The organism is Paenibacillus sp. NPDC101420 (assembly GCF_050277435.1).
Lineage (GTDB): Bacteria > Bacillota > Bacilli > Paenibacillales > Paenibacillaceae > Paenibacillus_AQ.
Window position 1 is genome coordinate 1,091,147 of sequence record NZ_JBNNSE010000002.1, and the last position, 26,174, is coordinate 1,117,320.

Annotated in this window: 32 protein-coding genes and 1 pseudogene; 28 read left to right on the plus strand and 5 right to left on the minus strand. The window is 41.2% G+C overall.

What is annotated here, in order from left to right; translation table 11 throughout:
* The first annotated feature begins 27 nt into the window (after positions 1 to 27).
* From ACQKMP_RS13820 to ybaK, 5 genes are all read left to right on the plus strand, one after another.
* Positions 28 to 648, plus strand: a complete 621-nt coding sequence (locus ACQKMP_RS13820) for a bifunctional transcriptional activator/DNA repair enzyme AdaA (RefSeq protein ID WP_427469565.1) — start codon at positions 28 to 30, stop codon at positions 646 to 648.
* Positions 638 to 1,171, plus strand: coding sequence for a methylated-DNA--[protein]-cysteine S-methyltransferase (locus tag ACQKMP_RS13825; RefSeq protein WP_379423842.1), 534 nt, complete (start codon positions 638 to 640; stop codon positions 1,169 to 1,171). The genes ACQKMP_RS13820 and ACQKMP_RS13825 overlap by 11 nt, the downstream gene beginning before the upstream one ends.
* Positions 1,168 to 1,986 carry a radical SAM protein gene (locus ACQKMP_RS13830; RefSeq protein ID WP_427469566.1) on the plus strand — a complete coding sequence of 273 codons (819 nt, stop codon included), beginning with the start codon at positions 1,168 to 1,170 and terminating at the stop codon, positions 1,984 to 1,986. Before ACQKMP_RS13825 ends, ACQKMP_RS13830 begins: the two co-directional genes overlap by 4 nt.
* An 86-nt stretch (positions 1,987 to 2,072) precedes the next feature.
* Entirely contained in the window at positions 2,073 to 2,324 is a 252-nt protein-coding gene (locus ACQKMP_RS13835; protein ID WP_042189285.1) for a YolD-like family protein, read from the plus strand.
* 96 nt (positions 2,325 to 2,420) lie between these two features.
* Entirely contained in the window at positions 2,421 to 2,894 is a 474-nt protein-coding gene (ybaK, locus tag ACQKMP_RS13840; RefSeq protein WP_042189283.1) for a Cys-tRNA(Pro) deacylase, read from the plus strand.
* On the opposite strand, the gene ACQKMP_RS13845 is transcribed toward ybaK, so the two are convergent.
* A complete protein-coding gene (locus tag ACQKMP_RS13845; protein WP_042189281.1) occupies positions 2,883 to 3,635 on the minus strand; it encodes a YdcF family protein in 753 nt (250 codons plus the stop codon). The genes ybaK and ACQKMP_RS13845 overlap by 12 nt on opposite strands.
* 366 nt (positions 3,636 to 4,001) lie before the next feature.
* On the opposite strand from ACQKMP_RS13845, the gene ACQKMP_RS13850 reads away from it, so the two are divergent.
* The 8 genes from ACQKMP_RS13850 to ACQKMP_RS13885 all read left to right on the plus strand — a co-directional run bounded on the left by ACQKMP_RS13850 (position 4,002) and on the right by ACQKMP_RS13885 (position 10,981).
* A complete protein-coding gene (locus tag ACQKMP_RS13850) occupies positions 4,002 to 4,571 on the plus strand; it encodes an RNA polymerase sigma factor (protein ID WP_042189278.1) in 570 nt (189 codons plus the stop codon).
* Positions 4,564 to 6,045: a DUF4179 domain-containing protein gene (locus ACQKMP_RS13855; protein WP_427469567.1), complete on the plus strand. Its 1,482-nt coding sequence runs from the start codon at positions 4,564 to 4,566 to the stop codon at positions 6,043 to 6,045. Before ACQKMP_RS13850 ends, ACQKMP_RS13855 begins: the two co-directional genes overlap by 8 nt.
* 431 nt (positions 6,046 to 6,476) lie before the next feature.
* On the plus strand, positions 6,477 to 6,887 hold the full coding sequence (locus ACQKMP_RS13860) for a hypothetical protein (RefSeq protein WP_197071221.1): 411 nt from the start codon (positions 6,477 to 6,479) through the stop codon (positions 6,885 to 6,887).
* 242 nt (positions 6,888 to 7,129) lie between these two features.
* Positions 7,130 to 7,579, plus strand: coding sequence for a DUF1569 domain-containing protein (locus tag ACQKMP_RS13865; RefSeq protein WP_042189271.1), 450 nt, complete (start codon positions 7,130 to 7,132; stop codon positions 7,577 to 7,579).
* Positions 7,580 to 7,812: 233 nt separating this feature from the next.
* Positions 7,813 to 8,208: a phosphotransferase-like protein gene (locus tag ACQKMP_RS13870; RefSeq protein ID WP_081951157.1), complete on the plus strand. Its 396-nt coding sequence runs from the start codon at positions 7,813 to 7,815 to the stop codon at positions 8,206 to 8,208.
* A 121-nt stretch (positions 8,209 to 8,329) separates the two neighbouring features.
* Positions 8,330 to 9,190: a GNAT family N-acetyltransferase gene (locus ACQKMP_RS13875; protein ID WP_379423847.1), complete on the plus strand. Its 861-nt coding sequence runs from the start codon at positions 8,330 to 8,332 to the stop codon at positions 9,188 to 9,190.
* Between the two features lie 92 nt (positions 9,191 to 9,282).
* Positions 9,283 to 10,083, plus strand: coding sequence for an aminoglycoside 6-adenylyltransferase (locus ACQKMP_RS13880; RefSeq protein ID WP_427469568.1), 801 nt, complete (start codon positions 9,283 to 9,285; stop codon positions 10,081 to 10,083).
* A gap of 85 nt (positions 10,084 to 10,168) precedes the next feature.
* Complete coding sequence (locus ACQKMP_RS13885) at positions 10,169 to 10,981, plus strand: hypothetical protein (protein WP_427469569.1); 813 nt, start codon at positions 10,169 to 10,171, stop codon at positions 10,979 to 10,981.
* Positions 10,982 to 11,170: 189 nt separating this feature from the next.
* On the opposite strand, the gene ACQKMP_RS13890 is transcribed toward ACQKMP_RS13885, so the two are convergent.
* Both ACQKMP_RS13890 and rsgA read right to left on the minus strand, forming a co-directional pair.
* Positions 11,171 to 12,187 carry an aminoglycoside phosphotransferase family protein gene (locus ACQKMP_RS13890; protein ID WP_341124835.1) on the minus strand — a complete coding sequence of 339 codons (1,017 nt, stop codon included), beginning with the start codon at positions 12,185 to 12,187 and terminating at the stop codon, positions 11,171 to 11,173.
* Positions 12,184 to 13,257, minus strand: a complete 1,074-nt coding sequence (rsgA, locus tag ACQKMP_RS13895; protein WP_339796543.1) for a ribosome small subunit-dependent GTPase A — start codon at positions 13,255 to 13,257, stop codon at positions 12,184 to 12,186. Before rsgA ends, ACQKMP_RS13890 begins: the two co-directional genes overlap by 4 nt.
* Before the next feature lie 667 nt (positions 13,258 to 13,924).
* Here rsgA and ACQKMP_RS13900 point away from each other — a divergent pair.
* From ACQKMP_RS13900 to ACQKMP_RS13925, 6 genes are all read left to right on the plus strand, one after another.
* Positions 13,925 to 14,125, plus strand: a complete 201-nt coding sequence (locus ACQKMP_RS13900; RefSeq protein ID WP_427469570.1) for a hypothetical protein — start codon at positions 13,925 to 13,927, stop codon at positions 14,123 to 14,125.
* A gap of 5 nt (positions 14,126 to 14,130) precedes the next feature.
* Positions 14,131 to 14,916, plus strand: coding sequence for a phosphotransferase enzyme family protein (locus ACQKMP_RS13905; RefSeq protein WP_427469757.1), 786 nt, complete (start codon positions 14,131 to 14,133; stop codon positions 14,914 to 14,916).
* A gap of 36 nt (positions 14,917 to 14,952) precedes the next feature.
* On the plus strand, positions 14,953 to 15,525 hold the full coding sequence (locus ACQKMP_RS13910; RefSeq protein ID WP_427469571.1) for an NUDIX hydrolase: 573 nt from the start codon (positions 14,953 to 14,955) through the stop codon (positions 15,523 to 15,525).
* 182 nt (positions 15,526 to 15,707) lie between these two features.
* Entirely contained in the window at positions 15,708 to 16,031 is a 324-nt protein-coding gene (locus tag ACQKMP_RS13915; protein ID WP_197071220.1) for a hypothetical protein, read from the plus strand.
* 261 nt (positions 16,032 to 16,292) lie between these two features.
* Positions 16,293 to 17,171 (plus strand): PhzF family phenazine biosynthesis protein, encoded by an 879-nt coding sequence (locus tag ACQKMP_RS13920; protein ID WP_427469572.1) that lies wholly within the window; start codon positions 16,293 to 16,295, stop codon positions 17,169 to 17,171.
* A 375-nt stretch (positions 17,172 to 17,546) separates the two neighbouring features.
* A complete protein-coding gene (locus tag ACQKMP_RS13925; RefSeq protein ID WP_042189247.1) occupies positions 17,547 to 18,422 on the plus strand; it encodes an aldose 1-epimerase family protein in 876 nt (291 codons plus the stop codon).
* Positions 18,423 to 18,455: 33 nt separating this feature from the next.
* On the opposite strand, the pseudogene ACQKMP_RS13930 reads toward ACQKMP_RS13925, so the two are convergent.
* Positions 18,456 to 18,819 (minus strand): annotated as a pseudogene (locus ACQKMP_RS13930) (transposase); the annotation flags it as partial.
* Positions 18,820 to 18,972: 153 nt separating this feature from the next.
* Here ACQKMP_RS13930 and ACQKMP_RS13935 point away from each other — a divergent pair.
* From ACQKMP_RS13935 to ACQKMP_RS13950, 4 genes are all read left to right on the plus strand, one after another.
* Entirely contained in the window at positions 18,973 to 19,740 is a 768-nt protein-coding gene (locus tag ACQKMP_RS13935; protein ID WP_042189244.1) for a nucleotidyltransferase domain-containing protein, read from the plus strand.
* 255 nt (positions 19,741 to 19,995) lie between these two features.
* Entirely contained in the window at positions 19,996 to 20,370 is a 375-nt protein-coding gene (locus ACQKMP_RS13940; protein ID WP_042189242.1) for a hypothetical protein, read from the plus strand.
* 248 nt (positions 20,371 to 20,618) lie between these two features.
* Positions 20,619 to 20,867: a hypothetical protein gene (locus ACQKMP_RS13945; protein ID WP_042189240.1), complete on the plus strand. Its 249-nt coding sequence runs from the start codon at positions 20,619 to 20,621 to the stop codon at positions 20,865 to 20,867.
* 68 nt (positions 20,868 to 20,935) lie between these two features.
* Positions 20,936 to 21,073 (plus strand): cold-shock protein, encoded by a 138-nt coding sequence (locus tag ACQKMP_RS13950; RefSeq protein WP_427469573.1) that lies wholly within the window; start codon positions 20,936 to 20,938, stop codon positions 21,071 to 21,073.
* Positions 21,074 to 21,178: 105 nt separating this feature from the next.
* On the opposite strand, the gene ACQKMP_RS13955 is transcribed toward ACQKMP_RS13950, so the two are convergent.
* Positions 21,179 to 21,991, minus strand: a complete 813-nt coding sequence (locus ACQKMP_RS13955; RefSeq protein ID WP_042189238.1) for a class I SAM-dependent methyltransferase — start codon at positions 21,989 to 21,991, stop codon at positions 21,179 to 21,181.
* Positions 21,992 to 22,302: 311 nt separating this feature from the next.
* Here ACQKMP_RS13955 and ACQKMP_RS13960 point away from each other — a divergent pair, with 311 nt between their 5' ends.
* The 5 genes from ACQKMP_RS13960 (at position 22,303) to ACQKMP_RS13980 (ending at position 26,088) form a co-directional block, all read left to right on the plus strand.
* Positions 22,303 to 22,650: a VOC family protein gene (locus ACQKMP_RS13960; RefSeq protein ID WP_042189236.1), complete on the plus strand. Its 348-nt coding sequence runs from the start codon at positions 22,303 to 22,305 to the stop codon at positions 22,648 to 22,650.
* A 57-nt stretch (positions 22,651 to 22,707) separates the two neighbouring features.
* Positions 22,708 to 23,274 carry a MarR family winged helix-turn-helix transcriptional regulator gene (locus ACQKMP_RS13965; protein ID WP_427469574.1) on the plus strand — a complete coding sequence of 189 codons (567 nt, stop codon included), beginning with the start codon at positions 22,708 to 22,710 and terminating at the stop codon, positions 23,272 to 23,274.
* Between the two features lie 108 nt (positions 23,275 to 23,382).
* Positions 23,383 to 23,886: a hypothetical protein gene (locus ACQKMP_RS13970; protein WP_156113141.1), complete on the plus strand. Its 504-nt coding sequence runs from the start codon at positions 23,383 to 23,385 to the stop codon at positions 23,884 to 23,886.
* 2 nt (positions 23,887 to 23,888) lie between these two features.
* The gene (locus tag ACQKMP_RS13975) at positions 23,889 to 24,755 is read left to right on the plus strand and encodes an SDR family oxidoreductase (protein ID WP_042189230.1); all 867 of its coding nucleotides are present in this window, start codon (positions 23,889 to 23,891) and stop codon (positions 24,753 to 24,755) included.
* Positions 24,756 to 25,347: 592 nt separating this feature from the next.
* Positions 25,348 to 26,088, plus strand: coding sequence for a class I SAM-dependent DNA methyltransferase (locus tag ACQKMP_RS13980; RefSeq protein ID WP_197071219.1), 741 nt, complete (start codon positions 25,348 to 25,350; stop codon positions 26,086 to 26,088).
* Positions 26,089 to 26,174 lie beyond the last annotated feature (86 nt).

Sequence of the window (26,174 nt, forward strand, 5' to 3'; positions counted from 1 at the left end):
GGTATACTTGGTTTAGAGGTGAATCGTATGGATAAGAGTGGAGAAGTGGAAAAGATGACTGAGGAGCAATGGCAGGCTATTTTGAAAAATGATGCAGCTTATAACGAAAAATTCTTTTATGCTGTGAAGACTACGGGAATCTTTTGTCGACCTTCCTGCAAGTCCAAAGCACCTAATCGTGAGAATGCACGTATCTTTCAAAATGCAGAACAAGCATTAGAATCTGGATTTCGTCCCTGTAAAAGATGCAAACCGACGGGTGAGCGGCTGCCGGATAAGGAATGGGTGGCTGTAATGACTGAATATATCGACAAACATTATCATGAACCTCTTACTCTTGAAACGCTGGCAGAAGTCTGTCATGGAAGCCCTTATCATCTCCATCGAACCTTCAAGAAAGTAACGGGAATCACTCCAGCGGATTATATACAGCAAAAGAGAATCGATCAGGCATCTGAATATTTGGTTACCACGGATCGGGATGTAGCTGATATTGGATTACATGTGGGTCTGCCAAATACGTCGTATTTTATTACCTTATTTAAGAAAAAGACGGGGCTTACCCCAACGAAGTATCGACAGCTTAACAAATTAGAATCAACGAATCATTCTGAATTATTCATGGAGGTACAGAAAAATGGAGAATAGACCAAGTGCAATCATATACTGGACATTGCTAGCTTATAAGGAATGGAGTTTCTATATCGCAGCGTCGGAGAAAGGATTAAGTTATGTGGGGTCGCAGCAGAAGCCATTCGAAGAAATGAGTGACTGGATCAGCCGTAGATTTCCTGAAAGTAAACTGGTGCAGGACGATGAGAAAATGGTTCCATTTGTACAGGAACTGATCGAATATTTGCAAGGGGTACGGCAGGCATTCAGCATTCCTTTTGACTATCGTGGGACTCCATTTCAACTCGCGGTGTGGAAAGCGTTATGTGAAATCCCATATGGACAAACGTGGTCTTATTCGGACATCGCCACACATATTCAAAAGCCTGCTGCAGTACGCGCGGTAGGGACGGCCATAGGTGCAAATCCGATACTAATTACGGTGCCCTGCCACCGAGTCATTGGCAAGAATGGAACATTAACTGGCTACCGCGGGGGATTAGAGATGAAGACTAGGCTGCTTAATTTGGAAAGTGGAAAGAGTGCTCTAGAATTATGAATATTGAGATCCAGTACAAAACCCCAAAGACCTTACTAAATAAAGGGACGGGTTATCTGAACGGATATAGTCATTCTTTAAACCCATATACCGGCTGTACTTATGGCTGTTCTTATTGTTATGTGCGTCAAATGCCTGTTTCACTGTTTCGCCAAGAGGAATGGGGAACGTGGGTAGATGTCAAACAAGAAGCTGCAGCTATCTTACGCAAAGAACTCCTGAAAGCAAAGTCCAAAGGACCGGTCTCCATCTTTATGTCCTCTAGTACAGATCCATACCAACGGATAGAGCACAAGGAGCAGGTAACCAGGGCTTTGCTGGAGGTTATGGTGGAGACCCCGCCCGATTTTCTGTTCGTGCAGACGCGCAGTCCGCTCGTACGCAGAGATATAGATTTATTATTACGCTTAGAAGACAAGGTTCGCGTGAGTATGACTGTAGAGACGGATCGTGAAGATATTCGCAAAAAATTCACACCAAGTGCTCCGCCCATTTCTGCAAGATTAAAGACACTGAAATTACTGCGTGAAGCGGGCATTCCTGTTCAAGCAACCATCGCTCCGGTATTGCCAAGCAGCACTTCTTTTCCAGAGATCCTAAGGGGTTTGGTGGATAGGGTCTGTATCGACGATTATTTTATGGGAGATGGCAGTGGGGGCAAACGGACACGGAGATTAGGTATTTATTCCCTATATGAAGAGCTGCAATTGGAAGAATGGTACGATCCGGCGGCTTATCGCAGGGTGTACGATGGACTCCGGAGTGTTTTTAATGAAGATGAGCTTTTCTTGAGCCAGAAGGGGTTCGAGCCTTAAACTGAAACATGATATAATAAACGAGAGCATTCATACTTAGTATTTTAAAATACTTAATACCTGTAATCGCTTATTGGAGGAGTATAGTGGCAAAAGCAAAAGTGGCCAAGCGGCCCACAAGAGATGAATTTGTACTTGAGGAGCTAGGCAATCAGCTAGTTGAAGCGAAGCAAGAAGGTTCTGAGATTTTATTGACCGTATGGGGAAAAGAAGAACAGGTGCGCGGAACGATTGTAGAAATGGACTCGCGGACAGGAAAAGTACACATCAGTAAAAACGAAGGTATCGAAAAAGTTCCGTTTATGGATATTATGCAAGTTAATTATCCCAGAGATTAATGGGAACGCAGCAATAAGAGGTCCTGTGAGCCATGCTGGCTTTGGGGCCTCTTTGACCATATAGTATCGAATAGATTAAAGAGAGGTAGATCAGATATGGCAGTAACCAAAACCAACGCGATGCGAATGCTAGATGCGAAGAAAATTGGATATGAAGTGTTTGTTTATGACAACGAGGATGGACTAATCCATGGTACGGCAGTTGCGGAGAAGATTGGAAAGGCGGCAGAGACGGTTTTTAAAACTTTGGTCGCTCATAGCGGAGCAAATCTTTATGTATTTGTTATACCGGTTGCTGAGGAGCTGGATCTCAAAAAGGCGGCCAAGGCCGCCGGAGAGAAAAAGATTGAGATGCTGCCAGTGAAGGACTTGCAGAAGTGGACGGGTTATATCCGTGGTGGATGTTCACCAGTCGGTATGAAAAAGCTATATCCGACGTTCATTGATAGCAGCGCAGAAAGTCAGGAAACGATAGCCGTTAGCGCCGGGAAAATTGGTCAACAAATGGATGTATCACCGCAGCTTCTTGCAGGGGTAACAAATGCAAAATTCACAGATCTAATTAAATAGATGAGCAACAAGAAGACCTAAATACTCCTTCAAGGCTGTGCCTGTAGTCGACATGGCTCCTGGCGAAGGAGTGAACTTTGAGGGTTGCAACGAAAATTCAGCGCTGGCGATATAATCTGTAGGAAAAGCTTGCGCTGTTAGCCCTGCATTCTTGAAGTGCTGCATCGAGCGGGGCATATGAAACCCTGATGTGACTAGTACAGGACGCTTAAGTCCCTTCTCTTGTAGGATTGCGGCGGTGTTTACAGCATTCTGCTCCGTGTTAAGAGATTGATTGTCGGTCAGGATATCCTCTTCGGGGACACCGAGTCCAAGGAGTTGTCTTTTGGCGATATCCGCTTCATTGCCGCTGTCGGAGAAGACTTGTCCACCAGAGAATAGGATGGGTAAACCACTTGCATTATGTAGTCGTACAGATGTAATTAGCCGATTCGCTGCTGATCCATATAAGTTGCCCTCGCCATCAATATCCGGTGTCCCAGAGCTTGCACCTCCACCAAGAACAACGATGACATCTCCTTGCAATGTATCCGGTTGAGGATATTTTCGTTCTAAACCTCCGATTAACGCATCGCTGACTAAGGAAGTCATGGAGAAATACATAAGCAGTGTAACGCCAAGCAGGGCAATCGCAGGGCGACGGTTCTTTTTCCATAACCAAATGACAAGACCGAGCAGAAGTAGGATGAAAAGTCCTGGAGGAAGCACAAAGCTGTATACAAATTTGATGATGTAAATCAACAGTATCAACCGCCTTCGTAAAGTATGAGTTCAGGTTGTATTGTAACATGAGTTGGGGTGTTCGAAGTTGTACAAAAGACCGAAACGGTCTTTTTTTATTTGATGAGAAGCCTAATCTAGAACTAGATTGGGAGCGGCATTAAGCTAAAGGGAAGGATAGTTGAATAAATTTTTCTAAATTCCCCAACCTTTTTAGTTTTCGCTGCAGTATATATTTGAGTGCCACCGATAAGAAGGAGGAATTTATTGATAACCTCGCAAGTAGCAGTTCACCCAAGTGAGGGAAAAGTTTTTTCCTCTTTTTATGAACCAAAATACGAGAACTGGTGAATAAGAAGTGAAAGGAAAAACGAGGAGGTCTTTTAAGTGAAAGAAAATCATCATTTTCCAATACCCAAGGAAGGAGGTCAAGTTGATTTTGAAACACTTGTTCAACCTCACTTAACTAGTGCATTTCGAGTCGCTTTTTTGATCGTCCATGATTATCATCTAGCTCAGGATGCCGTTCAAGAAGCACTATGGGAAGCGTATCAATCACTTTATCGATATGATGAACGAAAAGGGACATCGTTTCGAGCTTGGTTTATAAAAATTGTGACACATCGTGCACTTAATATGGTGCGTAGAAAGAAAAAAACGGAAGAATATTTGGACTCTATTGACCCTGGGCAAAACCCATTGGAGAGTATTCTTCAAAAGGAGAAAGAGCAACAGATTTGGCGAGCGATTCAGATGATGACGCTGAAACATCGCTCAGTAGTTATCCTTTACTATTATGAGGAGTTTAGTATAGCTGAAATTGCAAAAATCCTTGGTGTATTTGAGGGAACGGTAAAATCAAGGCTACATAAGGCCAGAAAGTTAATTGCTGAAAAAATACAAGTAAACAAAGAAACACAGGTATTTACCGAGATGGGAGTGAACATGCATGACTAATCTTGACAAACAAATTGCACAAACTCTAAAAAATGTTGCTGGAGAATTGGATCAGCCTAGTTTTGTGATTCCTGACCAAGTGGTAGCCTATAAAAGAAAAAGGTCGCGTTTACTAGGCACTTTGGTACTTCCTGTCTTAATCAGCTGCGCTTTGCTTCTAACGATATCGGTGAGTCCTACCTTTGCGGCCTATGTTAAATCGCTATTTAATGGTTCTGATAAAGAACTGCAATATGCAGCACAGGAAGGTTTTTCACAGAAGGTAAATGTCTCTGTTACTGATCGGGGCTATACTCTTGAAATAGAGGAGATATTGGCTGATCCGATGAGAATTGTGGCTGTTTATTCGATCAAGGATCAGCAAAAGAACTTTATTCATCCGGATAAGCTTCACATAAGTAACGTAGAGGTAACAGATTTGAAAGGGAATGTGATTAAAGAAACTAAAACGTATATGGTAGAAATCCAAGAAAATTACGGATATCTCACTCTAAAAAAACCGGGGGAAACAGAAGATCAAAACCTTTTATTACAGTTTGAGGGGAATCAGATCGACTCTGTTAAAGGAAATTGGGCCTTACAGATTCCTATTGATTTAGAAAAAGCAATTAAGGCATCCAAGGTGCTACCAATCGATAAGACGTATACCACACCACAGGGACTGCAAATCAATCTAAATAGCATTATGCATTCACCGACTGCTGCCCGTGTGGATTATGAAACGAAATGGACGGAAGAGGCAAAGAAAAGATTAGTAGAGGAAAGTAAACAAGTGAAAGGAAAACTAGATTCAGTTGATCCTTATGTTCGCTATGATGATTATAAACTGAATTTTCATGTTGAAAATGAAAAAGGAGAGAAAGTAAAAGATTTAACTAGGGCGCTTGATATTCCACGCAAGGCTGTGGGAGAATACGGTCATTCCAATCGGAAGTATGGATTTGCTCCACTGTCTCCTGATCATCAATATACACTTGTATTGGATTCTTTAGAAAAAACAGAACCGTATGAGCTAGGTGTATCATTTGAGCCAAAACAGCTTGCTGAAAAACCTGTAAGAGTAGATGAGGATGGCAAAACGATTGAGATCATGTCCGTAACCTTTGACGAACCATTAAATGAAGCATCTCCAAAGAATGAGAAGCACGCTACTATTTTGCTAGAGGCTTATTTAAAGGATATATCATATATTAATGTAGCAGATACGATTTTAATGGATGATGACACAGATAAAATTATTAATCGTTTTGGTTGGACTATAGAAGATGAAAAGGGCAAAATATTCAATGTAACAGGTGGAGATTTTAAAATGATGGGAAAGGATGAACAAGGCAGAAACCATATCCGAATAAAATTGCAAAGTGATGAAATGAAAGAACTCCCTCAAAAGCTCAGTCTTACTTCAGAATTGGCAAAAAAGAGCTATGACCTGGATTGGAAAGTACCATTGCCAATGCCAAAAGAAGATAAATAAGAAAAGCGAAAGCGGAAAATCAGGGCCTTTTAATCGTTTAACAGTGTCTGGTAGCAGCCGTTCGAGTCTGTTCAACTAACGGGGAACGATAGTTACTTAAAACAAGGAGCAGATCGCCGCGGCAGCTGCTCTTTGTCTTATTGAGCGATAAAGGAGACGGGTGAATTATATGCCAAATGATTATGTTTGGGGGATTTTCGTTGCTGATGCTTCAACTGATTTTCCGAAATAATAACTTCGCATATTACCATAGAAAGAGTAGTAAGTTGGTTAGAATGGATACGATCCATCATGAACATTTTCATTTCAAAGATGAAAGTTAACCGATAGCGGTTGCTTCGGCAGCCGTTTTTTATTTGTTCAACTAACGGCAGGTTAGTTGAACTAAATTTTTATGTTAAAATGTGAATAAATCTGTTTATCGGGGTTGAATGATGATTAATTCGGCTGAAGAATTTGTAAGGTTAAGGCTTAGTGATAACATGGAGGAATATCTGAAGGCTGCATGGGATGAAGCACCTTTTGAGGTTTGGTTACAAGTAATTGAAACGTACCCTGAAATGCGTGAATGGGTAGCACATAATAAATCAATTCCTGTTGAGATTATGGAAATTCTAGCTGACGATGCAGATGAAAGGGTTAGATTTAATGTTGCTACAAAAAATCGACTACCAGAAAGTTTACAAATGAAACTGGCAAAAGATTTAGATAGCTCAGTTAGAAAACGAATTGTCTATAACAAAAAAGCGACATTTCGAGTTTTAACTATTTTATTGAACGATGATGACGAAGATATAAGAGTAGTGGCGAAGAATAGGGTTGATGAGGGACGACATAGGTAAACGTTAGTAGATTAGCGGTTGCTTAGGCAGCTGTTTTTTATTTGTTCAACTAATGGGCAGGATAGTGAGCAAAGAATAGATTGATGGGAAATGGTAAATATTAGAATGACAACGTGCTGTCGAATTGTACTGAAGCAATTATAAATATAATAGACAAACCAGAAGGTTCTAGATTATGCAGGAAATCGCATCGGTCTACACCATATATGAACTTCCTCAGATAAATTTAATGGAGCGTGCCAATGGAAAATATATATAATGAATTGCATACAGCGGAAATACTGAACCGTATCGAGAATTTAAGTCCAAATTCAAAACCACAATGGGGAACAATGAATGTTGCTCAAATGTTGGCTCACTGCTCAGCATTTCAAGATATCGCATTGGGAAATTCCTTTCCCCCTAGATATTGGCTAGGAAGGTTAATAGGAAGGTTTGTGAATTCTATTTTCTATAATGACAAGCCGGTACCACACAATATGTCAACAATTCCGACCATACTTATTGTAGATGAAAGAGACTTTATGACAGAAAAAGAAAAACTGAAACAAAAGATTTTAACTTTCCAAAGAAACGGTCCGGAGAAATGTTCATCCCATCCGCATCCTTTTTTTGGCAAGTTTACTCCTGAGCAATGGGGTAAAGGGATTTATAAACATCTAGACCATCATTTAAGACAATTTGGTGCTTAGTATTTTTTCGCAATGATTAATAATTGTTCAGTTTAGTGCAGTAACAACACTTCGCTGTGCTAACGGGACTCGATAGAGGAATAGCGGTTGCTTCGGCAGCCGTTTTTTATTTGTTCACTAACGGTAGTATAGTTCAATTATAGTTGTTTTTTATTTCCAGACTTACAGTTTAAATATTAAAATGAGATTAATTGAATTAATTAGGGGTATTAACAGAGATGCTTTACAGTTAAATGATAGGTGAACGTTATCTTCGTGAAGATTATTGGAAGTATTTAAGTGAAGCAATTATCATGATGTATCATACAGCCAAATTATTTTCTGACCATGGTAAAAATGTACTTATTGATGGCATTATGGTAGAAAGGCCTGAGTTGAAACCGCATTATGAAAAAGTGAACAATATATTTTCTGGTTACCCATTATACATTGTTGAAGTGTTTTGCCCTTTAGACATTTGCCGTCAGAGAAATATTGCACGAGAAAATAGAACCGAAGACCAATCTGATTGGCAACACAAAATCATGGCAAAAGATATCCGGTATAATTGTACAGTCAACACACATTTAAACACTTCCGAAGAATGCGCAGATTTGATTTTAAAAAGTATATTTGAAGATGAAGTTTAAATTACTATGACCGAGGTGACACATTCCGGTAACGGGGAAGGTTAGTATAATAGCGGTTGCTTCGGCAGCCGTTTTTATTTGTTCAACTGTGTTCAGGTTAATTTAACAAGGAACTTATCTAATGATGAAATTTGAAGGGAGAGATGAAATGATAGAATTATCTAAAGAAAACTACGCACACGTTCTGCCACTGTTGAAAAATCTAGCATATGAACCTGTGTTTGCGTATTCCGTAATTGAGCGAAATCAATCTGGAAAAGTGTTTGTTGATCACAACGAAAATCCTACCTGCAGTCTTATTATCAATTCATATGGACAGTATTTTTTGGTTAAGAGGGGCGACAATGAGTGCTTCATGAGCGATGTAGTTGAATTTTTGCGAAATGATCAAAATCATTCAAAATATTACGATCTTTATGCTTCAACACCCGAACTACTGTTTCAAATTAGCGAAAGTTTAGCGGGAAAGACCGTATTATTGCACCGTTCTTCTTTTACATTCGATCTATCCAAATTCCAACATCTAAAAAAACCTAACGCATTGCCAGAACAATTTGTTATGAAACGGATGGATAAAGCGCTATTCGATAAATACAAGAATGAAATGGACGCTTCTTATGATTCGTTATGGAGTTCGGCACAACACTTTTCGGATCGAGGGTTTGGTTACTGTCTTGTGATGGATGATGATTTTGCAAGTGTTTGCAATTCTTATTTTGTGGGTGGAGGGTATGCAGCTATTGATATCGTAACCGTGGATGAATACCAGAATAAAGGGCTAGCAACACTCACGGGTGTAGCATTTATCGAACATTGTCTGAACCATAATCTAGTGCCGAATTATAATTGTGACGCTGGCAATGAACGATCAATACAGCTAGCGAAAAAGTTAGGGTTTGCAAAAAAGTATGATTTTCCAATGTTATGGTGGCATCAGGATCAGAGTATAATTAGTGATTATTTGAAAAGATTCAATTATTAAAAAAGAGAGTTTAAAACGAAAACTTTCCAAAATGACAGGAGTAAACCGGTGATAAAACTATTATTATATGAAAATACATGGGAGGTTTAGCTATGACGATTAACCGTGAGACCATTCAAAACGCAATTGTATCAGACCTTGGAATTGAAAATTATATTTTAGCTATCTGGCTAGAGGGTTCAGATGGTACTAAAACTTTGGACGAGTATTCTGATATCGATTTGGTGTGCTATACAAAAGAAGGCTGCATAGATGCTGCATTCACCCGATTGGATGCCTGTATGCATCGATTAGGAAAAGTAGATATTGCCTATGAAGAAACTGGTCGACCCACAAATAACCGCTACAAGGTTTACCACCTACAGGAGTCATCTGATAGTCTCTTAGTTGACGTGACGATCCAAAGTGAGAGTGTCCCTGTTTTATTCATTAACGAAGACAAAACTGTCGTACCCGTTATATTGATAGATAAGACAGGTATCGTGAAGTATCAAAACGTTGATCACACGACTCACCATTCACAACTTCAATCACAATTGATACGTGCTCAGGGTATTTACAGTCAAAGGAACCGAGCTGTCAAATATACAAAACGTGGGCTTTTTTTAGAGTCGTTGATTTACTATCATAAGTATGTTGTGAATCCACTTGTAGATGTACTTCGGATAATCTATACACCATTCCAAGCTGACAGCTTCTTGGTTCATGCGTCTCGGGATTTTCCTGTCGAAGTGGTACTAACCTTGGAAAAGCTATATGGTGTAAAAACCGTAGAAGATATAGTAGATCGCATCGAATTGACAGACAAGTTGTTTCGTAATGCTGTAGCAGAGGCTCATGTCATGCTATTAAAATCTAAAGAAGGCGAAAGTTTAGCGGATATCAACCCATAAGCATTACTGGGTTATTGTGAGTGATCTCAGATACATAACTACGGGAACGCTACTGAAAATAGAAATTCAAAATGGAGCGATTGAATTGTTTATCCAATCATTTGAAGACGAAACACTTGAGCAATCTTTGTCCATATTTGTGGAAGATATCCGTGCCATACTTAATAGAAAGTTGCGAAGCATTTACCTTTACGGTTCGGCCATACACAATGATTTATCCCCGGGATACGGGGATTTGGATTTTCTCGTCGTAATTGGAGAGGACCTAAGCCAAAATGAAATCGAATTTCTAAATAAACAAAGATCCAATTATAGATCATCCCTTCTTAGAAGATCCGTTGATAGACAAATCCCCAACCTCTATATCGATATGCTTGAGGGTGCCTTTCTTACGATTAATATGCTGAGTGGGGAAAAGGGCAGTGGCTTATGGTGGGGAACAAAGCGCGAATCCGACTGGACAGAAAATCAATTAGATCTGTTCACCATGCACACGATCAAGGAGCAGAGTATCTTGTTGTATGGTGAGTCCCATCTAGACAATATTCCATCGTATTCGAAGGAAGAGTTCATTAGTTTTTTTAAGGAATATGCCAAGTGTATGCGGAAGTTTGGCAAGGGAAATAGTCTACATTCCGTCGACTGGCTCCTATTAGCTTCTAAATTTATAGCTTGGTGGCAGGAAGGTGTCATCTTGTCTAAAAGCCAAGCAGCAGATTGGGGGCATTTACATCTAAGTAGCGGATGGAAAGATAATTTGAAGAGATGCAAGGAGCTAAGGAAGGATCCATCCATGGTAACACGTTTAGAGTATTCCGAATGGTTGAGCAATTTGGAGCCAGCCATTATTGAAGCATCACATGATCTGGACAGAGTTCTCGAAACAACAATTCATTAAACTAGAATCTTTTTTGTCCTATAAAAAAGACTGTTAATAATAACTTTTTCGCTAACAGAACACGTTAGTTAAGTGGAGTAGTGACAGTCTAGGACTTTATTTCAATTGTCGATTCACCGAATGAGAGTAATGAAAGAAACTCCGAAAACCCACCTATATTCAAGGGGTTTCGGAGTTCTTTTTTTAGAGTTAACCCTGCACAGGGCTGGTTTTCATTTCATGGATTTTTTGGAGCGTATGAAGACACTTTGTTTTCTCGTCATCGCCCTCTGTGTGGAGATACCACTCTACAAGCCTGTACCCGAATATGAGAAGGATCAATTCGAAGACGCAATTATCGGCGATAGGGGATGCATCTGCATACTCCGAAAAACCGTTGTAATACGCAGGGACACATCGTTGGTAGTATTCGACCATGTGATCGATATCCGCTTCATCCGCAATCAAGCTTGCGAGATCCTCACCCATGTAGCCCCATCCGCATGTATCCCAGTCGATGAGCGCGATTTTCCCGTCGGCATAGATCAGATTGGTCACCCAGAAGTCCCGGTGGCATAGCACTAGGGGCAATTGCTCGATGCGGGCGAGTATCTCATCTGCGTGCTCATCGATGTCGATGAGCATTTGCCGCATGTGCTGCGGGAATTCACAGTCCTCCGAGCGTATATAATCGTAGACGACTGGCCACGACCGGTAATGCAGATACGTATTCTTCATGAGATCCGCATGACTCAGGTTTGTCAGGCTCTGCAGCACAGCGGGCTTTTCCGCATACAGCTTGCCTTGATAGCGTCCTAACTCCAGCGCCGCCTGTTCATACATGTCACCGGTTAAGTCTAAACCGGTTACGCCATCGATATATTCCAGCCACAGCTGGAATTCATTTTCTTCGGTATTCATCTCCGCATGGTAACATGTTGGCCAGCGGAAGGTATCCGAGAACGTCATTCCCAAGTCAGACATATAGAGATCATATTCACGGCGCCAGGAATCCGGATCGTTGTAACGTTCCCATTTCTTTTGAATTTTCAGCACGATATGGTACGGCATTTTTTCACCATCCGCGGTTTCGGCGATCCCGTTTACCAGGTGCACATTTCCCACAGTTCCGCCCTGTAACGGCATGGTTTGGTAGTCAGCCGAGATAATATCCTTCTTGAACTGTCGGCTTAAGGCATAGATCAGCGTTTCAAATTTAATATTCATTTCTTCCATCCTCCGTTTTTCTTCGTTTGCTTGCTTGACATAGCTATCGTTTTATTTCGAGCCCTCTTGTCGATGAGGTAGCTTGTTTTATCCTGGACATACTTGTGCTCATGCTGCTGGGCAACATAATACTCCCACCGTTCACGCGGCAACGAACCGTCGGCAAGCGCGGCGAGAACGGCACAGCCCGGCTCGCCCTGATGGCGGCAATCTGCAAACCGGCATTGCGGGAACCATTCCTCCACATCGGTAAAGCTTGCACGTATGCCTTCGCCGGCATCAAAAAGCCCAAGCTCACGCATTCCCGGCGTATCGATGACCATCGTACCGGAGGGGAGCATGAACAGCTGACGGTGCGTTGTCGTATGCCGCCCCCGGCTATCAACCTCTCGGATCGCCTGAACCCTCATTACGTCCTGTTCTATCAATGCATTGAGCAGAGATGATTTACCGACGCCGGACATGCCAAGAAAGACGACTGTTTTACCAGGCATCAAGTAGGGGGCGAGTTCGTTCAGCCCCAGGCCAGTATGACTGCAGACCACATGAACTGGCACATCAGGGATGCTTTGTGTAACTTCTGCGAGCGGGAGACTATAATCTTCAACGAGATCAGCCTTAGTCAGAATGACGACTGGCTGACTTCCGCTCTGTCTGACTTGTGTCAGGTACCGCATGAGGCGGGTAACGTTGAAATCCCAATTCAAAGAAGAAAGAATAAACACATAGTCAAAGTTGGTTGCAACGACCTGTTCCCGCACGGTTTTGGCGTAGCCTACGGCATGCCCTGAGTAATCTGCGCGTGAGAACTTGGAACGGCGGGGCAGTACCGTAACGATGAGCGAATCTCCGCTCTCGTTGTATTGCAGCAAGACGAAATCTCCGACGCATGGAAAATCTACGCGTGTTTCCACGCTGTGATAGAATGCTCCTTTGAGCACCGCCGTTGCTTCGCCGCGCTCGGTCATGACCGTGAAGCGCTCGCGCCGAAGCTCTGTCACCCTGCCGGGCAATAATCCGTCGGGAATTGCTTCTATTTCTGTATAGCCATAGGTTTTCAGATTTATCATAGTTTTTTTGTTAGCTCCTTTAATGTTGTTTTTGGACGCAAAAATGCCACGGACAAGCAGCCTCTAAAGAAGCTGCTGTCACGCGGCATCAAGACGCAAAAAAGACACGACCTTCATCGTATCCTGCAAACAGCAATATTCACGAAAGGTTACTTCGGATGGCATACCAAATAATAGGGGCGTTTCCCCGCTTTTTTCGCGTATGCCTACTATTCAGTTTTAAGACCAAACCACCATATAAGTAGTTGCCATTAAAACACATCTCCCTTCGTGTCAGGAACTTGCTTATCGCTAAGCTTTCTATAAAATAACCTATATTGGAAAAAAAATCAATTCTTACTTTTCTCCAAATCGTAGTGGAGTACGAAAGAAAGTACCTACTGATGTTAAGTCAATAATCTATGGGAGGGTATATGAAAGATCGGCGAAATTGCAGGAATTGACAAGAAACTCATTGAATACTAGTAATTAATCATTGAACTAATCGGCAGGTTACGTGGCAGTTATTTACAAATAAAACCTAATGTCTATCTTCTTTTTATGCATATATGGAAATAGGTAGAAAAATGGAAAATACTATCGTGAAAAATCTTCGAGGAAAGAAGTGCTAATAGAGAATGAACTAGAATGGAGATAACACTTTGAATTAAAAATAATGAGGTGAAATATGAATCCAACAATTGAAGCCTTTTTTACGGATAAGATTGTAGTTGAAGCAGCAAAAAGGTATGGGTTCATACCTGAAGAGTTAATTTTATTGGGGAAGAATCAAAACTTTACCTATGGTAGTAAAAACAAAGCACGTAATCTCATCATTCGGATAATACATGAATCTCACAGGACGCTGGAGCTTATACATGGTGATTAGAATGGATACAATATCTTGCGAAAAACGGTGTTCCAGTATCCACTCCAGTGAAATCAAGTAACGGCGAGCTAATTGAAAAGATGGATGGTTTTTTTGTTGTAGCATTCCAAAAAGGGCTTGGTGCCTCATGGAGTGATGAAATATCTCAAAATGAAGAGTTTAATAAATTGGGAGAAATTGCAGGGAGAATGCACGCACTAGCTAAAAAATATGTTCCTAGTACAGCCGAGATAACACGATACGACTGGCATGAAAATAGTTATCTTCAAGAATTCATAACATATATTCCTTCTTCCCAGAGCCTTGTAATCGCTCATTTTGAATCCTTGATGCAGAGTATCCATAAATTATCACGTGATAGTGAAAATTTCGGACTTATTCATGGTGATTTTTGCTTTGGTAACTATACAGTTCAACCAAATGGAGGCATCACTGTATTTGACTTTGATGAATGTCAATACGGATGGTTCACGCAAGATATTTCTGTTAATTTATTCTATGGTATTGCAGTGCCTAGTCCTGATGAAGATGTTCCAACTTTTGTGAAAAGGTATCTAACTTCGTTCTTGGAAGGTTACGAAAAGGAAAATACGATTGATATAAGATTGTTAAGAGACTTACCACTATTTATAAATTTGAGACAAGCAATCCTTTATTCAGCTCTCTATCGAAACGGGAATATTGAAGCACTCGATGGTTGGTCTAGGGAGTTCTTAAAGCGTGCCCGATATAATATGGAAAACAATATTTCACTGGTTGAACCCGATGATATTTTGAATTTTATAACTTAATAGAGCATAAACGTGAATAAACGGCAGCCAAGTTAATTGGCTGCTGTTTCTCAACTAACGGGCAGGATAACGCAATGCTTATATGGAATATATTTGAAAAACAAAATACTATGGGGAGTGAAAAATTTGCGATATAGAGCTTGTTCTCTTTGCATTATTAAAAGAAGAGAATCAATATTACTTGAACATTTCCCGGAAGAAGATGGTATCATTACATTTCGCCCAGTTGGTGGCACGATTGAGTATGGGGAAGATAGCAAATCAGCTGTAATACGCGAAGTAAAAGAGGAAATTAATATTGATATTATTGAACCAAAATTGATAGGGATTATCGAGCACATCTTCCCTTGGTACGGAGAAATTGGACATGAATATGATTTTATTTATGAAGCGAGCTTTAGTCGAATGGATGACTACAACAAGAATGAATTTGAAGGGATAGAGGGGGACAAAAAGTTTATAGCTGTTTGGAAGAGCTTAGATGATTTTGAAGAAAACCTTCAGTATAAACTTGTTCCTGACTGTCTTTATGAGATGCTTACAAGTGGGCAAATTTCTGATATTAAACATATTAACACAAAAGATTTATTGGCTTTTAAAGGGTCTTGATTTAACCTAGCGGGACACGTTAGTGGAATAGCGGTTGCTTCGGCAGCCTTTTTTTATTTGTTCAACTAACGGGCAGGTTAGCTGAGTAACAGAAATGTTGATATTGGATTAGATACCAATAAATCGAAATTTTAAAAATGTTATATTGCATAATCCATAAAAAAGATCTAGTAAAAGTATCTTTGCCAGACAAAATTGAATTGATAGATGATTTATCATCAGCTGGAAAATTAATTGGGAATGGAAATGGAATGCAATTTTTTGGCGCTATTTTAATCAAATCGGAACTAACTTTAGAAGAATTAAATCATTTTTATTCAAAGTATCGCGAGAATGAGTGGAGTTACATCGTTGAAAAACAAGTGAGTAATAACATTGATTTTCTTAATGGTAACTTGAAATTCAAAGCATTGAAAGCAGATGAAAAACTAATTAACTATTATATTGTTTATACTTGGGGCAGTAGTAACTATCCATTAAGTGATCTTGACATCCGTGGGCATTAACACTCTGCTTAAGCAAGATTACGTGCTAGAATATTATAAGCATTGAGGGTGCTTTATGAAATTAATTCGCCGCGCCATTAAGTAGAACCGTACCATAGATGACAGATCATCATTACGCTAACGGGCAGATTAACGCAACAATTCAATCGCTCCTGTCGTCTTTACCTAGTAATAAATTGATAAAAGGAAGATCTTGAATGCGAGTGGGACGTGCGGTTGCGCACATCGGTTTTTTGAAGATAAAGAGAGGAAGAGCGGAACATGAATGTGGAAGTGTATACGTTAAATGCGTTTGCGAAAGGGGAGCGTGGCGGTAATCCAGCAGGCGTTGTCTTGGAGGATGGCCTTTCTCTGGATGCTGCCGAAATGCAGCTCATAGCGAAGGAATTGGGCCTTTCGGAGACGGCCTTTATGGAAAAATCTCTGCTTGCGGATTACAAAATCCGCTATTTCACCCCCGCCAGCGAAGTTGATCTGTGCGGACACGCCACGATTGCTGCATTTGGACTAATGCATTCGCTGGGTTTGTCAAAGGAAGGGACCTCCTATTCGATAGAAACCAAGGCAGGGATTCTGGATGTCGATATTAGCTCCGAGGGTCTTGTTTATTTGTCACAGGCTTTACCTCAATTTCTTGAAAGGATATCCTGTGAGGAAATCGCCCCATCTTTGGGGATGGATACCGAGGGTCTGGAAACCGGGTTGCCGATCCAGATTGTTTCGACGGGCCTGCGGGACATTATGATCCCGATCCGCAGCAGGAAGCTCTTGAATGAGGTTCAGCCAAATTTTGATGCCATAACCGCCATCAGCGAAAAATATGGTGTGGTTGGATATCATCTGTTCACGATGGATACTCCAGACGATGCTGCTGCGGAATGCCGGAATTTTGCGCCGCTGTACGATATTCCCGAGGAGAGCGCGACAGGAACATCCAACGGTGCCCTGCTCAGCTATTTGTACCAACATGGCCAACGGTCTTTGCGGGAGGTAGAGAATGTCATGTTCAGGCAAGGGTATTCGATGGATTGTCCTTCTGAAATCAAGGCAGGATTGCGCCTGAGTGAGAGCGGTGAAATCAATCAGGTTCGGGTCGGCGGTGCAGTGGCTGGCATTGAACGAAGACATATCATGATATAAGCGGAATCAAAAAGCCTGTTTGCAGCCACCGTACCATAGGGGGCAAATAGGCTTATTTTGCTACTGCGAGGCTAGATAGCAGAGGATGCTTGCGTAAGCAGACGGATTAACAGTTCTTCATCCAACCTGTCGTTTTCCTTGATTTTGATCATTTTGCGTTCCTCGAGGCCATCGAACAAGCCCCTCCCGCAATGCTAGACCGTTTGCGTTGAAGGATCGTGAACGACACGTAGTTTCATTGAACTAACGGGACACGATAGCTCAATAAGCACGAAGAAACGGCAGCTGATGAATTGGCTGTCTTTTTCTCAACTCCCTCAAGAACTTTGATATAATATGTGTATCTGGACTATAAGTATGAAAGGGAGTACAACAATGAATAAAATTTTGCGCAGCAGCTCGGCGGAAGCTGAGATTAATACCCTTGGGGCGGAACTGATCAGCTTCAGAAAGCTGGATCCGGAAGCTGAATACATCTGGAGCGGTGACGCCACGTATTGGACAGGCCGTTCTCCGGTGCTGTTTCCCATTATTGGTACGGCCCGGAATGGAGAGATTAAGGTGGACTGCAAAGCCTATAAGATCGGCAATCATGGATTCGCCAGACGCAGCGAATTTACGCTGGTCCAAGAAAGCGACACCCACGCGGTTTACCGCCTCTCTTATGATGAGAAAACCCTGGCCAGTTATCCTTTTAAATTCAACCTATATATTACATATAAACTAAATGCAAGCACACTGGAACTTAGTTACCGGGTGGAAAATAGCGATGAACAGGATATCTTCTTCCAGCTCGGAACCCACCCGGCGTTCAATTGTCCGCTTGATGACAACGGTAGCCTGAACGATTACTATCTGGAGTTCGCTGAATCGGAAAACCTTGAAAGGTTGTTCTTGAATTCGGACGGCCTGCTGATCAGCGGCAAATCGGAGCCCGTTCTGAAACAAGAGACCATCCTGCCTTTATCCCATGAAATGTTCGCCGAAGGCGCATTGATTTTCCGAAATGTGAGCTCTCGGCAGATTTCGCTTAGAAGCAAGCACTCCTCCAAAAGCGTAGTTGTCAGCTATAAGGGTTTTCCCGACCTCGGCATCTGGCAGCCTTTGAACGCTCCCTTCATATGCATCGAGCCTTGGCAAGGAGTAGCGGATATGGACGTCTTCGAAGGTGAACTTCAAGCTAAAGAGGGAATAATCACCCTGGAGCCGGGGGCGAATTTCACAAGCTCCCTGACCATAGAAATCAACTGACGATCCGAAGGGATCTGCAGGGTTCTCAACTGGTTAAGCTCGGCTCCATACCATTGCAAAAAACTTTAAGTTCACGGCGAATATCTTCATCGCACCTTGTAATTCCATACCAATCAGACCCGAGGATGTAGCTACATCATACCCGTGCCCATGTTTAAGTTCGCTATTCTTCGCTTCAATTTTGTAGCGTTCCTTAGATTTTTCTTTAAAGTACTCTGTTTCCTGGAACGCAATCTGTTCCGAATGTTCTTCAGATTTAATCGTTACAGAGTAGGTTTTGCTCTTCGATCCTTCTTTATAACAACCCTCTTTCAAACGGACAATGCTTGCACTGTTCAACGTTAAAATAATAGGTGTCTGCTTGGTTTTTGTCGATGCCTTTCTTGCCCTGTTCTCTTTTTTATTGAAGTAGGCGTCAAATCGTGGATGCCGTTGAGCTAACGGGCAGGATAGTTGAATGATTTCGCGAATAACTTAAGTCATGACGAATTTACGAAGTTCGCAAAAAAGACGTTAGCCGAAAGAAGTTCTTAGTTTAGGAGGAGTCTATATGATATTAGAAAAAGTTATAAATAGAATTGTAATACAAAGTGAATATAAGGATTTTGTTGATAAGTATATAGATAATATACTTACCGAATTTAAAGGTAAGATTCATAGCATTTATATGTGTGGCTCGATTCCAAAAGGAACTGCTAAACCTTTTAAGTCAGATGCAGACTTTACTATTGTATGTGTAAATCCCAAAGATATTGATTACGAAAGATTGTCAAATATTAAAGACAGGCTTTTGGAAGAATATCCAGTAGTAACTAAGATTGATACGATAATTTGCTCGATTGACGATGTATTAAGTAAACCAAATGAGTGGGGTTTTTGGGTAAAGATAATTTGTGTTTGCATATATGGTCATGACGTTGGTGAAAAAGTACCACCGATAATTATTTCTCCAGAGTTCATTTTAGACTTAAATACAGAGACCAAGGAGGAAGTAGATCATATACATAGTTTACTTTCTAATGCTAATGATAACACAATGAAAACTAGATATATTAAAGGTTACTCTAAGAGATTAATTCGTGCATTATACTCTTTGGTTTTAGAAGATACAGGTGTATGGCAAGATGACATTATTAAGATGAAGAATGCCATATTAAACTATTGTGAGATTGACTCCGCTTTAGTTGATTATCTGTATGCTTGTTACTTGGATAGTAATGTACTTGTTGAAGAGTTTCTGGGAATTGCAGATGAAGTATATAGCTATTTTGAGAACGCCTTAAATGCAATGGCTGCTTCCAGAACTTCCTTCGGCTAACACCATATTGACGCTCCGGGTCACTCTCAGAAGCGAGTGACCACATCCAGCCCCCTAAGCCCGTCGGGACGTCACTGCATTAGGTGTTCAGCAGCCTTACAACTATAAGCAGCGACTCTAATTAAAACATAAGACTATTGAACTAACGGAGAACTTTAGTTGAATAATACACATTAATGAGCAGGCACTACGGTAGCCTGCTTTTTTCATTGAAGTAACGGGCAGGATAACTTGGACAATCACGGAGATTTGAATATGAAGATTGTTAAGGGATGTGTTATTAACATGAGTCTACAATTGGTGCCATTAAATATTCCGTCAGATTGGACTGTCTTATGGAATCATTTTTATGAAATTAATCCCGATGACTTTCATGACGACTCATTTTCTTATGTATGGGAGCTACATGAGGATATATTCTATTTAAGAAATGAAAAGACAGGTTTGATTTTGGATTTAGGATGGTATCCAGCTATGCGTTCAGAGGGTGTGTATACATTGAATTTAGTGAAAATTGGTGATGATGAAACTGGACCCGAATATTGGGCTAACCCTATTTTAAAATATTGTTCCCGCAAAATTAACGACATAACAAATATAATCCATGAAGTTCACAATAAAGAGCAATAGGATTCGTCCGAAGCAAAGTAAATCATTAAGCTCACGAAGAACGACAGTAGAATAGCGGCTGCTTCGGCAGCCGTTTTTTATTGTTCAATTAGCCGGCAGAATACTTACAATTTGTGGCGCTATAGCGTCACATTATTAGCATTAGGTTATGTAATGATATTCTGATACTCAAAAAATTGGAACAATGTGGTAAAGTGGGATGATGGAAGAAGTACTCAATAAAAAATAGAGGAGGAGACAAATATTTCATGGGCAACGACTTTTACAGAAAACTAGGTGCATCCTTTCTAATTTCCGCTGGAGTAATCTATGCAATCGAACGAGTAGGCTCTTTGATAGCTCGCAGCCATGAAATTGCAGCGTTGTACGAAGCAAATATGTTCAATGCCCTACCTGAAATTCATATTACAAGCTTCTTCGATAATATCTTTGTGCCAATCCTTGCGTTTCTCGGTATGATACTTTTTGTATATGGGTTTCCGAAAAAAATCAAATGAGATAACTCATTCAACGCGATGTGAGCACATAATGAGTTGTACCATAAAGTTACAGAGGAGGTGCTTAGGTGGCGGAAAGAAGATGGGGTGTTGTCAAATGGTACAAAGAAGATAAAGGTTACGGACGGATAATGCTAGACGGCCAGGAAGGTTACCATGTTTTTGTACACTTGATGAATGTATGGACTTTCGGGAATCATAATTAAGCTAACAGGAGACGATAGTTCAATATAAACACGATAAGGCAGTCAATCAGTCAACATGATCGGCTGCCTTTATTCAATTAACGGGCATTTATCTTCAACTACTAATTACAGTTTTCTTGCTTTGATTACGAAAGTTACAGGAAGCATCTTTGCTTTTTTTGCAAAATCGTCGTTATCGTCCCGCAATTGAATAATTTCATCATCAGATTGCTCAATCATTTCTTCAATAACAAATCCCGCTTTTGAGAGCGCATTCACATAGGTTGATAGTTTACGGTCAGCTAATGTTAGCGTACTTTCGTCAAGAGTTACCGAATACCAAGATTCATCGAAGTAACATTTTTTAAAAACAAGCATATCATCTTCTGCAGCAACACATTTGTGTATAGGGTGAGACCAACTGAAAATAAATACGCCGTCTTTTTTTAGGTAAGAAGCAATCCTGCTAAAAGTACCCTCAAGATCGGTTGTCCAGCCTATAGCATAAATCGAATAAACAAAGTCAAAATAATCCTCAGGTAGTCCACATTTTTCTTCCATGGGTGAACAGATTAATTTTGCTGAAAGTCCGTGATCTGATAAGTATTCTCTTGTTTTTTCGATTTGGTTTTCTGATATATCCATACCCCATAGTTCAGATGCTTTACGTTCCCCGAGATATTGCAAGGATTGACCGCTTCCACAGCCTATCTCCAACATCTTTTTTCCTGAAATATCGCCAAAAAGCTGGCATTTTTCTTCTGAGACGAATGCTCCATATAAAGGAAGCGCGGTTGCTCCTAAAATATCATTTCCTTTTGTATCCCAAAACAAGCTGTTAGTTTCATGAATAACATTCTTGTCCATATCGACCGAGATAGCGCTACCAACCTCGCCAGCACCTATAATATTTGTTCTATAAACAGAATTCTTGTCCATGCCAGTACCATCCCCCAATATAAAAATATTAGTCTAAATGTATATCCTGACTTGCGCGCTATTGATTCCAAAATAATGTACCATTATTCTATGAATACATCTACCTAAAATCTTCCATACAGCATCCACTTGATGTAGTAGACTCATTGCGCTAACGGGACACGATAGTGGAATAGCGGTTGCTACGGCAGTAGTTTTTTATTTGTTCAATTAATGGGCAAGATAGTTGAAAAAGGAACTTAAATTTAAATCTCGAATATCTATTGAGAACGGATAGCTAAAAAATTGATGACAGACAGGAGATAAATACGATGATCAAAGGTTTCGGAGGAATCTTTTGGAGAACTAAGAATCTTGAAGTTATAAAAAAATGGTACAGTGAGGCCTTGAAGATAGAAATAGATCATTGGAATGGGACTGTGATAAAGCCCCAATCAGGAAATGAGACTATCTTTTCTTTCTTTACCGAGGATGATAGTTATTTTCCAACAGAACAACAAGTGATGTTAAATTTCCAAGTACATAATCTAGACGAGACTATTAAGCATCTTGAGCATATTGGTATACCACTTGCAAAGAAAGAAGAAATTAGTGAATTTGGAAAGTTTGTTTGGATTGAGGATCCTGAAGGTCGACTGATCGAGCTTTGGGAGAAATAAAGAGCTGTGCAATAAAAATGAGTTGACACAAAAGTAGTTAGGGACCATACTACATATATGAACAACAATAATAAAAAAATAAATGACATTGAGGCTATTCCCTCGCTTGTACAATCCAAGCGTCAGATTGATCGCTATAACCTAGACATAGACGCACAGGCTATACTCGTCGCGTCTAGGCTAATGGCAGCGGGAGCCATACTTGGACACGCCTCAGAGATTCATTTCTCTAGATTCGGTTTATCAACAGGGCGTTATCGTTTATTGGCAGATCTTGAAGATAACGAAGGAGAAGAATTGCCTTCGCAATTGGCGGAGCATCTAGGCGTTACACGTGCTACAGTGACTGGTCTTATCGACATTCTTGAACGAGATGGGCTAGTATCTCGGCGATCAAGCTCAGACGATGGACGTCAGAAATCAGTCGTTTTAACGGAAGAAGGAGCGAAGAAGCTCCGTGAAATGGCTCCTGAGCATTTCGCTCGGCTGGAAGCAATGGTGGGCTTGCTCAACATCGAAGAACGCAGCGTATTTCTCGACTTGCTAGGTCGAGTTACACAAGGCATCTCAGCACTTACGGGCGAATTAGGCTCGAAACCAAAGGGAAATATCAGTAATGAGTAGAATGGGCTAGTGAAGCTAGCCTATTTTTACTCTTATATAGTTAGGCACCTAATTATATCTAGCTGAACGCAATCATTGAACTACTTCAAAGAAGAAAGGAGCAAGTAAATGAACCAGATGAAATACTCGAATCAGACAGATGATGTTTACGGCATCAAGGCTGCTGGTTCCAAGAAAAAGACTTTTGTACTATGGCGTGAAGTTGTAATGGCCTATGCTGCTCCTGCCATTATGGCAGGTATCGGGGGATTGGTTACTGCAGATAGGGGGCTTCAAATAGCGGCATTGACCACAATTGGCGGTGCATCGGCCTTGATGGCCTTGATGATTGGGCTTTTGTTGCACAGTCGAGTGGGCCATTTGCGATGGGTCATCGGTGCACCTCACTTGGTTGTGGTAGGGGTATTCGCAATGACCGGGTCCTCATTTGGACTATACGCTGCATGGGTGACATCTGTTGTAGTAGAAATTATGATTCCGAGTAATCACTTGGCCTGGGTAAATCGTGTCTGGATCGATTTCCCGTTGTCTGGATTCATAGCGAGCACGATAGTGACATGGCGGTGGCGACTTGCCGTCACAACTAATTTTTCATCTAAAAGGAGAAGATAAAAATGATAGTTATTATGGGAGCAACAGGTACGATTGGAAGTGCGCTTTTGGAACGTTTGGTTTATCTTGGCATACCTGTCAGGGCGCTGAGCAGAGAGCCAGAGAAGTTGCGTGATCAGATCGGAGAAAAAGGCCGATCGACTACTGAGGTCGCAAGGGTGGATGCTTCCGATCCTGAATCGCTGCGACGCGTGTTTACAGGTGCTAGCCAGCTCTTCCTTGCCATGTCCAACAGTCCAAGACAAATCGAATTGGAAACCTCTATCATTCAGATTGCCGCCGAATCTGGAATCAAACACATCGTAAAAATATCCAGTCCAGCCTTTGAGCAGAGCTCTCCAGTGGCAGTGGCGGGCTGGCATCAAGAAATTGAGAACACGCTGAGAGAATCGGGTCTCACCCACACCGTATTGCGCCCCTATGCGTTCATGCAAAATTTAAGGCGCTTTGCACCAACGATCACAACCCAAAATGTTTTCTTCGGCTCCATGGGCGTTTCACCGTGTAACTTTATAGACTGTCGCGATATTGCAGACGTTGCCGCAGAAGTTCTGACCAACCACAAGGTATCAGGCCATATATATACGCTTACTGGTTCGGAGATTTTCAGTTATCCCCAGATCGCGAGTCGACTATCTGCCCTGCTTAATCGGCCGATAAGTTACATCAACTTGGAACCCCAAGTACTACTCCGTAATCTTATCGAGCACGGGAATCTGCCTCCTTGGCTCGCGAACCACGTTGTGGAAATTCAAACCATGTCTAGGATGGTGCCAGAAAGTCCAAATGACACTGTGAAGCGCTTGCTCGGCAGAGAGCCACGCACACTAGACGCCTTTCTACATGAGTGTGTAGAAAATTTCCGGTAGAGGTGGAGTCCACCTATTCTGATATTTGTGTCGATAGCAGAATTTTATTCCGATTTAGATAAGTCATCGAGCTTACTGAGAACGTTAGTGGAGGAGCTTCCTATAGGGTAGCTCTTCTTTTTCATTTAAGCTAACAGCAGGTTAACGGAATGGTACCGCAGTCGAAATAATTTTGCGTCATCTGGCCCGGTTATTGTTCCGACACGGTGTCTGCGAACCAGTTTCGGCTTGAAGATGGGAACGAGATATCGTTTACTCGATCACCTGTATCGAATAAAGAAAGATGCTATACCGAATATGAAAAAAAGATGACCATTTTGTTGGGTCGGCCTCTAATTATTCTATTGCGGTCAGGATAAAGTAGTGATTATCGACTTAAAAAGTAGTTATGTAAGGTTCGATAAAAATTGATTATAACTATGAATTACCAAACGGTTTATCGAATAAATAGTAAAATAATACTGTTAAGTACGAGGGTTATCGAGAGGGCTTTTATTTTGATTATCCTTTTTGAGTCTATATAAGTACATGTTTTTCCTAATGAAAATTATTTTTTCTCTAATGTAACATTGAAATGAAAGAGGGGATAGCGTTGATTGAACATAGCAATCTTGAAGAATATCTGGATCCGCTAAATTATGATCTTGAATTTGACGGTGAAATGGACAAATATCAGTTCTATCTTGAGCTTGCAAGATCGAGTCCTGGCGAAGTGTTAGAACTTGCTTGTGGTACAGGCTTAACAACGATACCACTGTCAAAAGCCGGTATAACGATGACCGGCGTAGATATCTCTTCGGCGATGCTCGCATATGCGCGGCTGAAGGCGGAAGGGTTGACTGTTACTTTTATGGAAGGCGATGCCCGTACCTTCGAATCGGACAAGCGATTTTCGATGATCTATTTGACTGGCAATGCATTTCAGGCATTCTTAAGTGATCAAGATCAAAACGATTTGCTTACTACCGTTCACAAACATTTACAACCCCATGGAATCTTTGCATTCGAGACCCGTAATCCGATGGGAACGGATTTATCCGATCAAGAGGAGACAAAATGGGGATCATTTATTGATAAGGATGGGAAAAACGTCAAGGTATCAGGTACACAATATTACGATGCTAGCCAACATATCATGCATTGGGTCACGATGCGTGATTGGGGGGATAAACGAACGACTTCCCGAATTGCTTGTCGGTTTACAGATCAGGCTACACTGCAATCTTTATTAACCCGTCACGGCTTTCGCGTCGAACATCAATATGCTAACTGGGATAAAACGCCGTTCTCTCCGTCATCTTCATCTATCATTAGCGTTTGTAGGAAATGTTAGGAGAGACGTAATGCATTGCAATAGGAAAAATCCCCTCAGGTCGAGGGGATTTTTGGTGATCCTAAGCAGATTCCCCCTTAAAGTCC

What these genes read in the sequence shown, in the direction of transcription:
- ACQKMP_RS13820 (WP_427469565.1), top strand. Translation starts at nt 28, where the DNA reads ATGGATAAGAGTGGAGAAGTGGAAAAGATGACTGAGGAGCAATGGCAG.
- ACQKMP_RS13825 (WP_379423842.1), top strand. Translation starts at nt 638, where the DNA reads ATGGAGAATAGACCAAGTGCAATCATATACTGGACATTGCTAGCTTAT.
- ACQKMP_RS13830 (WP_427469566.1), top strand. Translation starts at nt 1,168, where the DNA reads ATGAATATTGAGATCCAGTACAAAACCCCAAAGACCTTACTAAATAAA.
- ybaK (WP_042189283.1), top strand. Translation starts at nt 2,421, where the DNA reads ATGGCAGTAACCAAAACCAACGCGATGCGAATGCTAGATGCGAAGAAA.
- ACQKMP_RS13855 (WP_427469567.1), top strand. Translation starts at nt 4,564, where the DNA reads ATGACTAATCTTGACAAACAAATTGCACAAACTCTAAAAAATGTTGCT.
- ACQKMP_RS13860 (WP_197071221.1), top strand. Translation starts at nt 6,477, where the DNA reads ATGATGATTAATTCGGCTGAAGAATTTGTAAGGTTAAGGCTTAGTGAT.
- ACQKMP_RS13865 (WP_042189271.1), top strand. Translation starts at nt 7,130, where the DNA reads ATGGAAAATATATATAATGAATTGCATACAGCGGAAATACTGAACCGT.
- ACQKMP_RS13870 (WP_081951157.1), top strand. Translation starts at nt 7,813, where the DNA reads ATGATAGGTGAACGTTATCTTCGTGAAGATTATTGGAAGTATTTAAGT.
- ACQKMP_RS13875 (WP_379423847.1), top strand. Translation starts at nt 8,330, where the DNA reads ATGATGAAATTTGAAGGGAGAGATGAAATGATAGAATTATCTAAAGAA.
- ACQKMP_RS13880 (WP_427469568.1), top strand. Translation starts at nt 9,283, where the DNA reads ATGACGATTAACCGTGAGACCATTCAAAACGCAATTGTATCAGACCTT.
- ACQKMP_RS13890 (WP_341124835.1), bottom strand. Translation starts at nt 12,187, where the DNA reads ATGAATATTAAATTTGAAACGCTGATCTATGCCTTAAGCCGACAGTTC.
- rsgA (WP_339796543.1), bottom strand. Translation starts at nt 13,257, where the DNA reads ATGATAAATCTGAAAACCTATGGCTATACAGAAATAGAAGCAATTCCC.
- ACQKMP_RS13900 (WP_427469570.1), top strand. Translation starts at nt 13,925, where the DNA reads ATGAATCCAACAATTGAAGCCTTTTTTACGGATAAGATTGTAGTTGAA.
- ACQKMP_RS13920 (WP_427469572.1), top strand. Translation starts at nt 16,293, where the DNA reads ATGAATGTGGAAGTGTATACGTTAAATGCGTTTGCGAAAGGGGAGCGT.
- ACQKMP_RS13925 (WP_042189247.1), top strand. Translation starts at nt 17,547, where the DNA reads ATGAATAAAATTTTGCGCAGCAGCTCGGCGGAAGCTGAGATTAATACC.
- ACQKMP_RS13935 (WP_042189244.1), top strand. Translation starts at nt 18,973, where the DNA reads ATGATATTAGAAAAAGTTATAAATAGAATTGTAATACAAAGTGAATAT.
- ACQKMP_RS13940 (WP_042189242.1), top strand. Translation starts at nt 19,996, where the DNA reads ATGAAGATTGTTAAGGGATGTGTTATTAACATGAGTCTACAATTGGTG.
- ACQKMP_RS13945 (WP_042189240.1), top strand. Translation starts at nt 20,619, where the DNA reads ATGGGCAACGACTTTTACAGAAAACTAGGTGCATCCTTTCTAATTTCC.
- ACQKMP_RS13955 (WP_042189238.1), bottom strand. Translation starts at nt 21,991, where the DNA reads ATGGACAAGAATTCTGTTTATAGAACAAATATTATAGGTGCTGGCGAG.
- ACQKMP_RS13960 (WP_042189236.1), top strand. Translation starts at nt 22,303, where the DNA reads ATGATCAAAGGTTTCGGAGGAATCTTTTGGAGAACTAAGAATCTTGAA.
- ACQKMP_RS13965 (WP_427469574.1), top strand. Translation starts at nt 22,708, where the DNA reads ATGAACAACAATAATAAAAAAATAAATGACATTGAGGCTATTCCCTCG.
- ACQKMP_RS13970 (WP_156113141.1), top strand. Translation starts at nt 23,383, where the DNA reads ATGAACCAGATGAAATACTCGAATCAGACAGATGATGTTTACGGCATC.
- ACQKMP_RS13975 (WP_042189230.1), top strand. Translation starts at nt 23,889, where the DNA reads ATGATAGTTATTATGGGAGCAACAGGTACGATTGGAAGTGCGCTTTTG.